Annotated in this window: 8 protein-coding genes; 5 read left to right on the plus strand and 3 right to left on the minus strand. The window is 73.4% G+C overall.

Features of this window, described 5'->3' with window-relative positions:
* Positions 1-39: 39 nt before the first annotated feature.
* On the minus strand, positions 40-3,165 hold the full coding sequence (locus RF640_RS11130) for a hypothetical protein (protein ID WP_368827863.1): 3,126 nt from the start codon (positions 3,163-3,165) through the stop codon (positions 40-42).
* A gap of 127 nt (positions 3,166-3,292) precedes the next feature.
* Between RF640_RS11130 and RF640_RS11135 the strand changes: the two genes are divergently transcribed.
* The 5 genes from RF640_RS11135 (at position 3,293) to purU (ending at position 12,587) form a co-directional block, all read left to right on the plus strand.
* A complete protein-coding gene (locus tag RF640_RS11135; RefSeq protein ID WP_109222535.1) occupies positions 3,293-6,655 on the plus strand; it encodes a DEAD/DEAH box helicase in 3,363 nt (1,120 codons plus the stop codon).
* Positions 6,656-6,863: 208 nt separating this feature from the next.
* Positions 6,864-8,276: a hypothetical protein gene (locus tag RF640_RS11140; RefSeq protein ID WP_035926964.1), complete on the plus strand. Its 1,413-nt coding sequence runs from the start codon at positions 6,864-6,866 to the stop codon at positions 8,274-8,276.
* Between the two features lie 188 nt (positions 8,277-8,464).
* The gene (locus RF640_RS11145) at positions 8,465-9,703 is read left to right on the plus strand and encodes a benzoate/H(+) symporter BenE family transporter (protein WP_035926960.1); all 1,239 of its coding nucleotides are present in this window, start codon (positions 8,465-8,467) and stop codon (positions 9,701-9,703) included.
* Between the two features lie 252 nt (positions 9,704-9,955).
* Positions 9,956-11,101, plus strand: coding sequence for a VIT1/CCC1 family protein (locus RF640_RS11150; RefSeq protein ID WP_035926957.1), 1,146 nt, complete (start codon positions 9,956-9,958; stop codon positions 11,099-11,101).
* Between the two features lie 619 nt (positions 11,102-11,720).
* Positions 11,721-12,587 (plus strand): formyltetrahydrofolate deformylase, encoded by an 867-nt coding sequence (gene purU / locus RF640_RS11155; RefSeq protein ID WP_017832143.1) that lies wholly within the window; start codon positions 11,721-11,723, stop codon positions 12,585-12,587.
* 34 nt (positions 12,588-12,621) lie between these two features.
* Here the strand turns inward: purU and RF640_RS11160 are convergent, their stop codons facing one another.
* Both RF640_RS11160 and RF640_RS11165 read right to left on the minus strand, forming a co-directional pair.
* Complete coding sequence (locus tag RF640_RS11160; RefSeq protein ID WP_017832142.1) at positions 12,622-13,686, minus strand: Gfo/Idh/MocA family oxidoreductase; 1,065 nt, start codon at positions 13,684-13,686, stop codon at positions 12,622-12,624.
* 83 nt (positions 13,687-13,769) lie between these two features.
* Positions 13,770-14,603, minus strand: a complete 834-nt coding sequence (locus tag RF640_RS11165; protein WP_217905830.1) for an ATP-binding cassette domain-containing protein — start codon at positions 14,601-14,603, stop codon at positions 13,770-13,772.
* Positions 14,604-14,625 lie beyond the last annotated feature (22 nt).

The following is a 14,625-nucleotide window of genomic DNA, read 5'->3' on the forward strand; positions in this document are numbered from 1 at the left end:
CGCACACCGACCCGGGGCCCGTCCGTACCGGCCGCCCGCTCAGCTCATGAGCTTGTCCACCAGGGTCTGGGCGAACTCGGGCGTGACGTCCCCGTAGTTGAGCGAGAAGTCCTCGTCCACCTTGGCGGGCAGCAGCCCGGAGCACAGGACGGCGGCGCGGGCGTAGAGCCCGGCCAGCTCCGCGCCGATGGGCACGGAGAGCAGCTCCAGCTCGGGGTCGTAGGAGACGATCGGCACCCCCGCCTGCCGGGCCGCGAAGTGCTTGCCGATGCCCGAGGCCACGAACCGGGCGTGGCCGGACTCGACGTCGGCCGGGGTGCGGAACGCGTACCGGGTCCGGTGGTGGTGGTTGATCCGGTACAGCCCCGGGCGGTTCCGGTCCTCGGTGAGCTCCCACGTGGCGTCCTCGGGGACGAAGCGCTCGGCCACCCCGTTGTACTGCATCTCCGCGCGCCGCAGCTGCTCCTCGACCTCGGACAGCGGGGGCAGGGTCTCCAGCATCGCGGGCCCGGCGTCGAAGACGACGTCGCACAGCCCCACCGGCAGCGCCTCCTGCAGCGTCCCGAGGTCCACGTCCTGCAGCAGGGTGGTCCCGTGGTCCTCCGGGGAGAGCACCACCACGGACGCGTCCTGGGCCGCGGCAGCCTCCGCGACCACGGCCTCCTTCTCCGGCGTCCAGCCGCCCGTGAGCAGCACGGAGCCGTCCACGAGCTGGGTGAGGGAGGGCCCGCAGACCTGCCAGCGCCGCACGGTCCAGTGCTCGTCGCGGACCACCTCGAGGAAGCCGAGGGCCTGCAGGTGGCCCACGAACCACTCCTCGAACCGCTCGGAGTCCTCGAGCTGGCGGGCCACGATGGACAGGCTCGAGCGCTTCCCGCCGCCCAGGAACGTGAGGGCGTCACGGAACGGCGCCCAGGACGTCGGGTACTCCCCCTCGTCCGGGCCGATGAAGCGCAGCGCCTCCACGGAGCCGGTGGAGGTGAGCGCGGAGGGCTTCGTGAGCCGGCCCGGATAGCGCTTCTGCAGCCCGCACTGGGCGCACTGCCCGAAGATCCACGGCGCCTTCGCCTTGGGCTCCATGGCCGGCAGCACGATGCGGTGCCGGCCGGTGGCCAGGCAGGAGCGCCCCTCCGGCTCGGGCAGCGCGTTGGTGCGCTCGAGCAGCAGCTGCCCCTCCGAGGAGTGCCAGCCCGGGGCGCCGGGGACCTCGTGGTCCCCGGCCGCCTCCCGTGCGGGCAGGTTGTCGAACGCGCCCTGCACGTACCGCTCGGGCAGCTCCGCCACGATGCCCGCGGTGACGGGCCACAGGGGCTCCTCCTCGACGTGCACCATCTCGCCCTCGTAGCCGAGGGAGCGCTGGGTCAGGTGGAAGGACGAGTCCCGGAGCTTGAACTCACGGCGCTGCCGGACCGTGCGCCCCGCCTTGAGGACGAGGGTGTAGTCGTTGGGCTTGAGGGTCCGGTCCGCCCGCGCCATCGGCGTGCCGTGCAGCGAGATCTGGAACGGGGGCACGCGCCCCTCCACGAGCTTGGCCTTCTCCAGCTTGAAGGAGTGCGGGTTGCGCCACTCGCACTCCACGGTGAGGGGCGCGTCCGTGTCCGAGGTGATGGTCACCTGCGGCGGGCGCAGCGCGGACCAGCGCACCACATCGCCGGGGATCCGCAGCCCGCCGGAGAGGGTCACGGCGGGCACGAGACGGGGCACCAGGCCGGAGAAGTTGTCGTTCGCGGTCAGCTCCGGGTTGCCCGCGCGCAGCACCTGCACGTCGTCGAACATCACCCACCCCTCGGCGAGGCCGTGGCTGCCGGCCTCCACGAAGCGGTAGTCCGGGGAGGCGGAGTCGTCGAGGATCCGCTTGATCTGGGCGATCCACTCCGGCTCGTCCCGGACCATGATCCGGCACGGCCAGGCCGCGGGGATGTGGTCCACGGAGATGAAGGTGTCCGAGAACCCGTCCTTCGCGAAGATGACGACGGGGCGCGGGTGGCGCTCGAAGCGCACGTCCCCGGCGCTGAGCTGCAGGGTCCCGCCCAGCAGCGTCCCCGGGTCCATCCGCGCGGTGTAGGCGGAGACCCCCAGGAAGGCGTCCCCGATGAAGGACAGGAACACGGTGCGGGGCCCCGCCGTGGTCTCGAGCTCCACCTCCCGGCCGGAGAGGAAGCGCTTGGGCACCACGAAGCCGAGCTCGAACACGGGGTTGCCCACGTAGTCGGTGCTGTCCGTGAGGGACAGCGAGCAGGACTTCACGGCGCTGCGGCCGGGCCCCCGGCCGTTCGCGCGGACCTCGGCGCGGGCCTGCTCGCGGGACTGCTCCCAGACCGCGAGCTCCGCCAGCGCGATCTCGAGACCGGGCTCGCGGGTGAGGGGGTTCGCCCAGACCTGCTTCATGGCCTTGGACGCCTTCGTCTCGGCCATGTCGAGCCAGAAGTCGAGGTAGACCCCGAGCTCGGCGGCGGAGAGCCCCTGCGCGGTGGTCATCCCCAGGTCCTCGAACATGCGGTGCAGCTGGCGCCGCTCGGCCTCGCCGAACATCGTCTGGGACAGCGCGAGCCCGACCGGCCGCTGGTTCACCGCGTACGCCGTGGGCAGCCCGATCTCGCCGTTGCGCAGCTCGAGCCAGTAGCGCAGCGCGTCCCAGTACGCCTCGGTGTCCTTCTTGAAGGAGGACTCGAGGGCCTTCGCGTTCTCCGGGCCGGCCTGCAGGAGCACGGTCAGGGGCAGGAAGAACGTGGAGACGGACTTGTTGCCCGTGCGCGCGGCCAGGGTCGACATGTGCCGCCCGGCGAGCGCGAACAGGGCGAGCAGCGCGACGACGGGCGGCGGCGGGATCTCCGCGATGGAGTCCAGGCTGCGGCGGGTGGCGCGGTACCACTGGCCGTTGAGCCGGTTGAAGACGTCGAACACCGAGCGCCGCCCGTCCTCGGTCACCAGCAGAGGCGTCACCGAGTCGGCGAGCGCCCGCAGGGTCGAGGGCCCGTCGAGGCCGCGCTCCTCGCCGATCGCGGCGAGCGTCTTGTCGTCGAGGTCGAGGTAGATCAGCTCTCCCGCCCGGTCCGGGCCGAAGAACGCCGCGCAGACCGCGTCGTTCCAGCGGAGGTAGGCGAGCTCCTCGGCACTGTCGGCAATGGCATGGTCTCCGAGGCGGAGCCCAGCAGTGTCGGGCACGAGTCCTCCGTCCGCGGCCGCACGTGGGGCCGCTGTCGTCGTTCGAGGGGTCGCCTCGATTATAGAGAGCCCGCGGGGCCGCTCCGCACGCGCGGCGCCCGGCGCCCCGGCCCGATACGGTGGGACGATGCACTCCCCTCCCGGTCCCCTCGTGGACTCCCGGCGGCTCGTCGCCGCCTCCGGGCCCGCCGTCTTCCGCCGCGGCCAGGAGTACTTCCGCACCGGACGTGTGCGCGCCGTGCGCTGGTCCCCGGGCGCCGAGGGGTCCGGCAGCCTCTCCGCCGAGGTCGAGGGCTCCGGGTCGGTGTACTCGGTCTCCGTGCGGGTCGGGGCCGGCGGCGCCCCGGGACCGGCCTGGTGCAGCTGCCCGGCCGGCGGGTTCTGCAAGCACGCCGTGGCCACCGTGCTGCGCCACAACTTCGAGACCGCGGTCCGGGCCCACCAGCAGGGCGGGACCGCGGCGCCGTCGTCCCCGGCCGGCGCCGCGGCCCCCGAGGGTGCCGCCCCCCGGGCGGGCACCGCGCCCGGGCGACGCGGCGGGGCGCCCGACTGGAAGGACGCCCTGACCGAGATACTGGGCGGGCCGGACGCCGCGGAACCGCCCGCGGAGGAGCCCGAGGGGGTGGCCCTGGAGTTCGACCTGCGCCGGGAGCCGTACCGCTACGTGCACGGCACGGGCCGGGCGGGCTCGCCGTGGCACCTCTACGTCCGCCCGGTGCGCCGGGGCCGGCGGGGCGGGTGGATCAAGGGCGGGCTGGACTGGGAGAGCGTCACCGCCGACGCCGGCCGGTGGTCGCTGAGCCCCGCCCAGGTCGACTGGTTCGACGAGCTCCGGGCGCTGAGCGCCACCCGCTCCCCCTACGCGGTGCACGACCGGCACTGGATCCGGCTCGACTCCTACGCCTCCCCCCTCCTGTGGGGCATCCTCGCCCGGGCGGAGACCGCCGGGATCACCCTGGTCGGCCGGGAGCACGGGCTGCCCGTGACGGTCGAGGAGCCCGGACGCTTCCACGTGGACGTGCTGCGCGGGCCCGGGAAGGACCTCGAGCTGCGGCCCACGGTGGACAGCGGCGGCCGCCGGATCGCCCTGGGCACCGCCCGGATCATCGGGGACCCCGGGCACGGGCTGTTCGCCCCGGACGGGGACCCGCAGGACGTCGCCGACACCGAGGACCTCAACGTCTTCCCGCTGCGCCTCGTGCCCCTGGCCACCCGGCTCACCCGCGAGCAGCGGCGGTTCCTGGACACGGCGGGCGGTCTGCGGATCCCCGAGGACGAGGTCGAGGAGTTCTTCGACCGCTACTTCCCGCGCCTGCACCGCAGCATGGACGTGGACACCGGGGACGGGTCCATCGAGCTGCCGCAGGTCGCGGACCCGGAGCTGGTGCTCACCCTGGAGCACCAGGAGCTCACGATCCGCGCCCGCTGGGAGTGGGAGTACCAGAAGGGCCGCGACCGGATCCTGCTGCCCTTCCGCCCCGAGGACCCGCTCGCCGACGAGCCCGTGCACCGCGAGTCGTCCTGGGAGACGGCGGTCACCGCCGCCGTCCGGCACCGGGCGCCGGGGGTGGACTTCCGCCGCTCGAGCTACGTGGCGCAGGACGCGCTGGTGCTCGTGCGGGAGTGGCTGCCCGCTCTCGAGAAGGTCCCGGACCTGCGGATCGAGCACACCGGCGGGCGCATGGCCTACCAGCAGATCGCCGACCCGCCCACCATCACCGTCAGCACCGCCGCCACCGAGCGCCGCGACTGGTTCGACCTCGGGGTCACGGTCAAGGTGGGCGAGTTCTACATCTCCTTCGCCGACGTCTTCCGCGCCCTCGACCTCGGCCAGGACGTGATGCTGGCCCCGGACGGGTCCTGGTTCTCCCTGGACCGCCCCGAGTTCGACCGGCTGCGCGAGCTGATCGCCGAGGCCCGCTCGCTGCAGGAGAGCCCCGAGGGGCCGCTGCGCATCCACCGGCACCAGGCCGGGCTGTGGCAGGACTTCGAGGACGTCGCGACGGACACCGACCAGGCCGAGGCCTGGCGGGAGGGGGTGCGCTCCCTGCTCGAGCTCGAGACCCTCGAGGCGCCCCCCGTGCCCGCGACCCTGCACGCCGAGCTGCGGCCGTACCAGCGCGACGGCTACTCGTGGCTGAGCGTGCTGTGGGACCACGGCCTGGGCGGGATCCTCGCCGACGACATGGGTCTGGGCAAGACCGTGCAGGCCATCGCCCTGATCTGCCGCGCCGTCGAGCGCGACCCGGACCTCCCCCCGTTCCTGGTGGTCGCCCCGACCTCCGTGGTGCCCAACTGGACGGCGGAGATCCGCCGCTTCGCCCCGTCCCTGCCGGTCGTGGGCGTGACCGACACCCAGGCCAAGGCCGGCACCGATCTCGTGGACGCCGCCGCCGGCGCCCGTGTGGTGGTGACCTCCTACACCCTGCTGCGCCTGGACGAGGCCGCCTACCGGGGGATGTCCTGGGCGGGGGTGCTCCTCGACGAGGCGCAGTTCGTGAAGAACCCGCGGACCAAGGCGCACCGGGCCGCGAAGGACCTGGACGCCCCGTTCAAGCTGGCGATCACGGGCACCCCCCTCGAGAACAGCCTCGTGGAGCTGTGGGCGCTCCTGTCCCTGACGGCGCCCGGCCTGTTCCCGTCCCGGCGGAAGTTCACGGAGACCTACCAGCGCCCCATCGAGCGCGGGGAGGACGCCGCCGCCCTCGCCCGGCTGCGCCGCCGCGTCAAGCCCCTCATGCTCCGCCGCACCAAGGAGTCCGTGGACCTGGAGCTGCCCCCCAAGCTCGAGCAGACCATCGAGGTGGAGCTCTCCCCCGCGCACCGCCGCATCTACGACACGCGCCTGCAGCGCGAGCGGCAGAAGGTCCTGGGCCTGCTGCGCGACCTCGACCGCAACCGGTTCACGATCTTCCAGTCCCTGACCACCCTGCGCCTGCTCAGCCTCGACGCGTCCCTCGTGGACCCCACGGCGGACGTCTCCTCGAGCAAGCTCGACCTGCTCTTCGAGCACCTGCCCGAGATCGTGGCGGAGGGCCACCGGCCCCTGGTGTTCAGCCAGTTCACGAGCTTCCTCAAGAAGGCTGCGGCCCGCCTGGACGAGCTGCGGATCCCCTACGCCTACCTCGACGGCTCCACGACGGACCGGGCCAGGGTGCTCGAGCGGTTCACGTCCGGGCAGGTCCCCGTGTTCCTGGTCAGCCTCAAGGCCGGCGGCTTCGGGCTCAACCTCACCCAGGCGGACTACTGCTTCCTCCTGGACCCGTGGTGGAACCCCGCCACCGAGGAGCAGGCCGTGGACCGGACCCACCGGATCGGTCAGCAGAAGAAGGTCATGGTCTACCGGCTCGTGGCCCGGGACACGATCGAGGAGAAGGTCATGGAGCTCAAGGAGCGCAAGGCCAGGCTGTTCACCGCCGTGCTGGACGACGACAGGATGTTCTCCAGCGCCCTCACCGCCGAGGACATCCGGGGCCTGCTCACGCCGTGACCTGCGGGTTCGTCCACCGGCCGTTGCTGGACGCGTCATCAGGGGGTCACATTCCCCCGCACGCGCGACGACCGGGGAGCAGGCACTAGCATCGGAAGTGCGTGGTGTCGTGCGGCGGCGTGGTGTCGTACGGCGGCGCGGCCCCCTCGGCCCGGGCGCCTTCCCCGAGCCGATCCGACCATCTGACCATCCGACCGGAGGATCCTCCATGCCTCATGCCGTGGCGGGTCTCGCAGCCTTCGTGCAGCGCTATGGCTCCCTGATCCACGCGATGGCCGACCGCGGGATGACCCGCGGCCAGGTGCGGATGCGCTTCCAGCTGCTGTTCCCCGAGGAGTCGACCGCCCTGCTGGACGCGGCGATCGCCCACCTGGGCGAGCGCTTCCCGCGGGACGCCTCCGCCCCGGACCTCAACGACGGCGCGGTCGGCGCCGGCGTGTGGCTGGTCATGGCCCAGCACCTCGGCCTGGCCCCGGCCCCCGACTACGCGGCGCTGAACCTGAGCACTGCCCTGGTCCGCGACGTCACGGGGCTGCTCGCGGCGTCCGACGCCGACGGCTCGCTCACCCGGCGGACCCTGGGTCTGATCGGGGCCGCCCAGCAGCACTGCGCCGAGAAGGCCTCCTGCCGCCCGCTCAGCGCGCACAGCTACGAGATCGCACGGCTGGGCCTGTGCACGGAGTCCGACTTCCTGTGCGTGCTCGCCCACCACTGGCCCGTTCCCGAGCGCACCGTCTCCCAGCGCCTGGGCGGCGGGCGGTGGGACGTGGCGCTCGAGCGGATCGGGCTGCAGGCCGGCGCGGAGCCCGCCCTCGAGCACGTCTTCACGGAGGAGGAGTACGCGACCGCCGTGACGGCGTTCCTCTCCCACTGCCGCAGCACCGGCCACCACCCGACCACCGCCCGCTACGGCCGGTGGGTCGTCGAGCAGGAGGCGGGCAGCACCCGCCGCCCCTACTTCGACGGCGTCCGCCGCTTCTTCGGCTCATGGGAGGAGGCCATGCGCTTCGCCTCCGCCCGCCAGCCGGCCGGGGAGCCCGCGGGGGACGGCTTCGCCGACACGAGGACCTGGTCCGACCTGGCCACCCCGGAGGCCCAGGAGATGCTGGGCCGCGCCGGCATCGGCGTGGTCCTGCCGGACGCGGCGGCCCCGGTGGCCGGCGAGGACGTGTGGGAGGACCTGCGCCGGCTCATCGCCACGGTGCTCGCCCGGCTGCCCTGGAACGACTTCCTCGTCGTGGAGTACGAGCGCGACGACGACCGGTCGGAGGCGCCCGTCGCGTGGGCCGGGGTCGGCCCGCACGGCGTGGAGTGCGCCGTGCTCTCGGGCGGCCAGCTCGCGCACGCGGCCTGGCCCGTGGACGCCACCTTCTTCCACGAGGACGAGTGGAACGAGCCCACGGGCTGGGACCAGCCGTGGACCACGGCCCCGCTTGACTTCCCGGAGGCGGCGCAGAAGCTCGTCGAGGGCCTGCGCTTCGGCTGGGGCTGCGCCGATCCGTACCGCTTCCACTGGGGCGTGGGCTCCTTCCCCGCGGAGACCCGCGACGAGGCCTCGGTCATCGCCCCCGAGCGCCGGCAGTGGCGCACCCCGGCGGCCCCGGACACCGTCGACTCCTGACCCCGCCCGCCCACTCATATGCCGGGGGCGAAGAATCATGCAGGATCGATATTTATCCCCGGGTGAGCGGCGTCCTAGGCTGGCACGGTCCGCTGTTCCGCCACCGGGTGGCGCCGTCCGGTCCTGACGCCGCCGTCCGGTCCTGCGGCCGGACGCCGTCATCCGACCTCGCCACCCAGGAGCACCCCATGAGCCGCCACGTGCCGATCACCATCCGGCAGGACGGGCAGCCTGCCCGCGGCCTCCGGCGGGACTGGTCGGCGTCGGCGGCCCTGGCGGGTTTCGTGGCCGTCGTCGTCTCCTACTCGGGGCCCGTGCTCGTGGTCCTCGAGGCCGCCCGGGCGGGCGGGCTCAGCCCGGAGCTCACCTCCTCCTGGCTGTGGGCCGTCTCGGTCGGCTCCGGCGTCACGTGCGCCCTCATGAGCCTGTGGACGCGCCAGCCCGTCATGGTGGCGTGGTCCATCCCGGGGGCGGCGCTGCTCATCACCTCGCTCGGCAGCTACTCCTTCTCCGACGCGGTGGGCGCCTACGTGGTCACGGGCGTCCTGGGCCTGGTCCTGGGCGTGACGGGGCTGATCGGCCGGATGCTGGCCGCCGTGCCGAAGCCCATCACCGCTGCCGTCCTGGCCGGCGTGCTCTTCCCCTTCGCCATCAAGGTGGCGGCGGCCGTCGTCGAGAACCCGTGGGTGGCGGGCGCCCTCGTCCTCGGCTACCTCCTGGGCCGGCGGTTCTTCCCCCGCTACGCCGTCTTCGCCGCGCTGGGCCTGGGCGTGCTGACGGCTCTCGTCCGCGGCCGGATCGAGCCCGTGGCCCTGGACCTGTCCCTCACCCAGCCGGTGCTGACCGTGCCCACGTTCTCGTGGGAGGCGATCGCCGGGATCAGCATCCCGCTGCTGATCGTGACCGCGGCCGGGCAGAACGCCCCGGGCCTGGCCATGATGCACACGGCGGGCTACGCCGCCCGCGACCGCCTGCTGCTCGGCGCCTCGGGCGTCGCGTCGGTCGCCTTCGCGCCCTTCGGCAGCCACGCCCTGAACCTCGCGGCCGTCACCGCGGGCATCGCGACCAGCCCCGAGTCCCACCCGGACCTCGGCCGCCGCTACGTGGCCGGCATCTCGTGCGGGGTCTTCTACGTCCTCTTCGGCCTGTTCGCGGACACCCTCGTCGCCGCGTTCGCGGCGATCCCCCCGGGGATGATCACGGCCCTCGCGGGGGTGGCCCTGCTGGGCGCCCTGCAGGGGTCCTTCTTCGACAGCATGCACCCCGGCCGGCACCAGCCGGCCGTCATCGAGGCGGCGCTCATCACCCTGGTGGTCACGGTCTCCGGCATCGCCCCCTACGGCATCGTCTCCCCGTTCTGGGGCATGCTCGCGGGCATCGGGTCGTACGCGATCCTGCGCCGCCCCGCGGCGGCCGCCACCCGCTGAGCACTCCCGCGCGGCTTCGGCGCACCGAATCCCGGGGCCGGCGCCCCGGGTCTACACTCGTCGGGAAGCGAAGGGGAGTAGTTCCCGGGTGCCGTGCACCCGTCGGTCTGTCGCCATCCCGGTCTCGACGAGGAGTCCCGGCAGCCCACCCGTGCCCGCGGGCGAACGAGACCTTCCGGACGACACCGCACCCCGGTCGGACCCCGCGCGCCCCGTGCCGCCCCGGGCCGCGCCGGGCCCGAGGAAGGCCGCATGACACCCGCACCCGACGCCCACGCCCCCACGCCCCGGGGAGACCCCGCCCGCCCGGCCCGGCCCGAGCGCGGACAGATCCGCCGCTGGCGCAAGTACCTCGCGGAGGAGCGCGCCGAGGCGCGGATCTACAGCCTCCTCGCCGCCCGCAGCACCGGCCGGGAGCAGGAGATCCTGCACCAGGTCGCCGAGGCCGAGCAGCGCCACGCCGAGCACTGGGTCCGGCTGCTCGGCCCCCACGCGGAGGCCGAGGCCCGGCCGTCCCTGTACTCCCGGCTGCTGATCTTCCTCGCCACGCACTTCGGCTCCGTCTTCGTCCTGGCCCTGATCCAGCGCGCCGAGAGCCGCTCCCCCTACGACCGGGAGGAGGACGCGTCCGACGCCATGGCGGCCGACGAGGCGGTGCACGAGGAGATCATCCGCGCCCTCGCCACCGAGGGCCGGCACAAGCTCTCCGGCAACTTCCGGGCAGCGGTCTTCGGCGCCAACGACGGCCTCGTGTCCAACCTCGCGCTGGTCATGGGCGTGGGCGCCACCGGCACCTCCCCCGGGATGGTGCTCTTCGCGGGCATCGCCGGCCTGCTCGCGGGAGCGCTGTCCATGGGGGCCGGGGAGTTCGTGTCCGTGCGCTCGCAGCGCGAGCTGCTCGACGCCTCCCAGCCGACCCAGGTGACGCTGCACGTGGCGCCGAACCTGGACCTGGACGCCAACGAGCTCGTGCTGATCTACCGGGCGAGGGGCATGAGCGAGGAGGCCGCCGAGCACCGTGCGGCGGAGCGGCTGGGCTTCTTCGAGTGCGACTGCGATCCCTCCCGGTCGTTCCGCGACACCGTCGAGGACGAGCCGGCGCCGCACTCCACCGTGGCCCTCGGCACCGACCTGGGGGCCGCGGCGTCGAGCTTCTGCTTCTTCGCCTCCGGCGCGATCATCCCGATCCTGCCGTACCTGGCGGGCCTCACCGGGGTCCCCGCGATGCTCGTGGCCCTCGTCCTCGTGGGGCTCGCCCTGCTGGTGACGGGCGGCCTGGTCGGGCTGCTCTCCGGGGCCTCACCCTGGAAGCGCGGGCTGCGCCAGCTGGCCATCGGCTACGGCGCCGCCCTGGCCACGTATCTCCTCGGCCTGCTCTTCAACACGAGCGTCGCCTGACCGGTCGTCACGAAGGCAAACCGAGGCTGTCCTCACTTGAGGGGACATCCCGGGCGGCCGGCGGAGCCCCCGGCTCCGCAGCCGTCCGCGAAACCCCTGGTCGGAGCGGATTCCCTGCCGATTCCGCCGCCCCCGCGCCCCGCCGACGGGCCCACGTTCCGGGGGCGGCCGGCGGCTCAGGGCCCGCCCCGCGAATTCCCCGCGGAAACCGGGTGCGGACGCGGCACCGCGTCGGATAAGGTTGCGATCGTGGTGAGAACCACAGCAATGGGGGAAATTGCACGGATCGGACCGATTCGGACGCACTGGGGGGTGCACCGTCTGCGGCATCCGTGTTCTGAAAGCCGCTCAGCCCACGGCTCTCCTCTGTTGAGGCGTTCAACGCCTGCCGATGGCCGCGGGTCCTCCATGGGAGGCGCATCTCTCCCCGCGCCGGGCGGACTCCTACCGCCCGTTCCCGCGGCCATCGGTCTACACCGCACCACCTCCGCCCCGGTCGTCCCGCTCCGCACGCCGTCCCGGCGCCCTGCCCGCTGGGGCTAGGATCGTAGGGCCGCGCCCGCCGTCGTCGAGACCGGACCGCGCGGCGCACCCGTCATCAGCGCCGAGGAGCCCGCCCATGCCCGCCCAGGGGACCGTCGAACACGTCCTGACCGTCCACTGCCCCGAGGCCCACGGGCTCGTGAGCGCCATCACGTCCAACCTGACGCAGCAGGGCTGCGACATCTTCGACGTGAAGCACTTCTCGGACCGTTTCACCGACGAGTTCTTCATCCGCTGCCACACCGTCAGCGAGGCCGGCACCGCCACCGTGGAGTCCCTGACCGAGGGCTTCGCCCCGGTCGCGGAGCAGCACGACATGCGGTTCCGGCTGGTCTCCGTGCAGCGCCGGACCCGGGTGCTCGTCATGGTGTCCCGCTTCTCCCACTGCCTCACGGACCTGCTGCACCGCACCAGGATCGGCGAGCTGCCCATCGAGATCGTGGCCGTGGTCTCCAACCACCTCGACCACAAGAGCCTCGTGGAGTGGCACGAGGTCCCCTTCCACCACATCCCCGTCACGGCAGCGACCAAGCCGCAGGCCGAGGGCCGGCTGCTCGAGCTCGTGGACCGCTACGACGTCGAGCTGGTCGTGCTGGCCCGCTACATGCAGGTGCTCTCCGACGAGCTGACGCGGGAGCTGTCGGGGAAGTGCATCAACATCCACCACTCCTTCCTGCCCTCGTTCAAGGGCGCCAAGCCCTACCACCAGGCCTACGCCCGGGGCGTGAAGATGGTGGGGGCCACCGCCCACTACGTGACGGCGGACCTCGACGAGGGCCCGATCATCGCCCAGCGCGTCATGCCCGTGGACCACGCCCACACCCCGGCGGACCTCGTGGCGGTGGGCCGCGACGCCGAGATGCAGGCGCTGTCCCGCGCCGTGAAGTGGCACGCCGAGGGCCGCGTGGTGCTCTCCGGCAACCGCACCATCGTCCTGGTCTGACCCGGCCCCCGCGCCCCGGGGCGGCCGGGCGCGCTCATGCGCGGGCGGGCCGGCGGACCGGCGGCGCCGAGCCGTCGGACGCCCCGAGAGGCTCCACCCGGACCGGGGCGCCCGTCTCGAGCGAGTGCTGCGCGGCGTCGGCCACCCGGGAGGCGGCCACGGCGTCGCGGGCCGTGCAGGGGCTGGCGATCTCCCCGCGCACCACCCGCACGAAGGCCGCCATCTCGCGGCGGTAGGCCTCGGCGAAGCGCTCGTGGAACGTGGTGTGCGGGGGCCCGGCCGGGAACCCGACCCCGGGCTCGGCCGAGCGCATCGCCATGTGCTCGTCCATCCCCACGGCCACCGAGCCCTTCGAGCCCTGCAGCTCGAGCCGCACGTCGTGGCCCGCGCCGTTGTAGCGGGTCGCGGCCACGGTGGCCACCGTGCCGTCGTCGAGGGTGAGCACGGCCAGCGCGGTGTCGACATCGCCCACCTCGCCGATCCGGGGGTCCCCGCGGTTGGACCCGCGGGCGTACACCTCGACGACCTCGCGGCCGGTGATCCAGCGGAGGACGTCGACGTCGTGCACGGAGCAGTCCCGGAACAGCCCGCCCGAGGTCGCGAGGAACTCGACCGGCGGCGGGGTCATGTCACCGGTCATCGCGCGCACGGTGTGCAGCCAGCCCAGCTCGCCCGCGGCGTACAGCTCCCGGGCCCGGACGTAGCCGGGGTCGAAGCGGCGCTGGTGACCGATCTGGACCACGCCCTGCACGCGCTCGATCTCGTCGAGCAGGGGCAGCGCCTCCGCCACGGACAGCGCCACCGGCTTCTCGCAGAAGACCGGCAGCCCCGCGGCCAGGCCCGTCCGGATCAGCTCCGGGTGCGTGGCCGTGCCGGTCGCCACGACGAGGCCGTCCACCCCGTCCTCGAGCAGCGACTCGACCGTGGGCTGCGGCACCGCCCCCGTCCGGCCGGCCACGGCGGCCGCCTGCTCGGGCACGGCGTCCACGATGCTCAGCCGCACCGCCGGCTCACCCCCGGGACCGCGCAGGGCGGCGAGGTGGGCGGCGTGCATGGCGCCGATGCGGCCGGCGCCGATCAGTCCGATCCGGACGGTCATGGCGGGGAGTCCTTTCGACGGGGAGGGGTGCGGTGGGACCGACCCCGCGCCCGGAGTTCTCCGGGCGCGGGGTCGGGGTCCGGTCAGGCGCGGGGGCGGGCCTGGGACTCGGCCATGTCGGCCTGGACCTGCTGCATCTGCGAGGTGTGCCCGCCGAGCTGCTCGAGCTCGTGGGTGAGCTCCTCCAGCTCGGCGCCGCCGGCCATCTGGGCGGTGAGGTCCCCGAGCAGGATGTCCTTCTTCTCGTAGTAGCCGATGGACCGCCCGCGCTTGAGCAGCAGGAACCGGTCCCCCACGGGGTAGGCGTGGTGCGGGTTGTGGGTGATGAACACCACGCCCAGGCCGCGTTCCTTGGCCTGGAGGATGTAGCGCAGCACCACCCCGGACTGCTTCACGCCCAGGGCTGCGGTGGGCTCGTCCAGGATCAGCACCTTCGCCCCGAAGTGCACCGCGCGGGCGATGGCCACGCACTGGCGCTCCCCACCCGAGAGGGTGCCGATGGGCTGGTCCACGTCGCGCAGGTCGATGCCCATGTCGGCGAGCTCCTGCTTGGTGGTCTCCTTCATCCTCGCCACGTCCAGGCGCTTGAACGGCCCGAACCCGGTGGTGAGCTCGGAGCCCAGGAAGAAGTTGCGCCACACCGGCATCAGCGGGACCACGGCGAGGTCCTGGTACACGGTGGCGATCCCGGCGTCGAGGGCCTGCCGGGGCGAGGTGAAGGTGGTCTCCTCCCCGCCGACCCGCAGGGTCCCGTCGGTGTGCTGGTGCAGTCCGGCGATGATCTTGATCAGGGTGGACTTGCCGGCCCCGTTGTCGCCGAGCACGCAGGTGACCTTCCCGGCGTCGACGGTCATGGTGACCTCGCGCAGGGCGATGATGTTGCCGTAGCGCTTGCCGACGTCCGCGAGCTCCACCAGGGGCGCGGCGGTGTCGGTGGTG

This window comes from Kocuria sp. CPCC 205231, from assembly GCF_040980965.1.
In the GTDB taxonomy this organism is placed as follows: domain Bacteria; phylum Actinomycetota; class Actinomycetes; order Actinomycetales; family Micrococcaceae; genus Kocuria; species Kocuria rosea.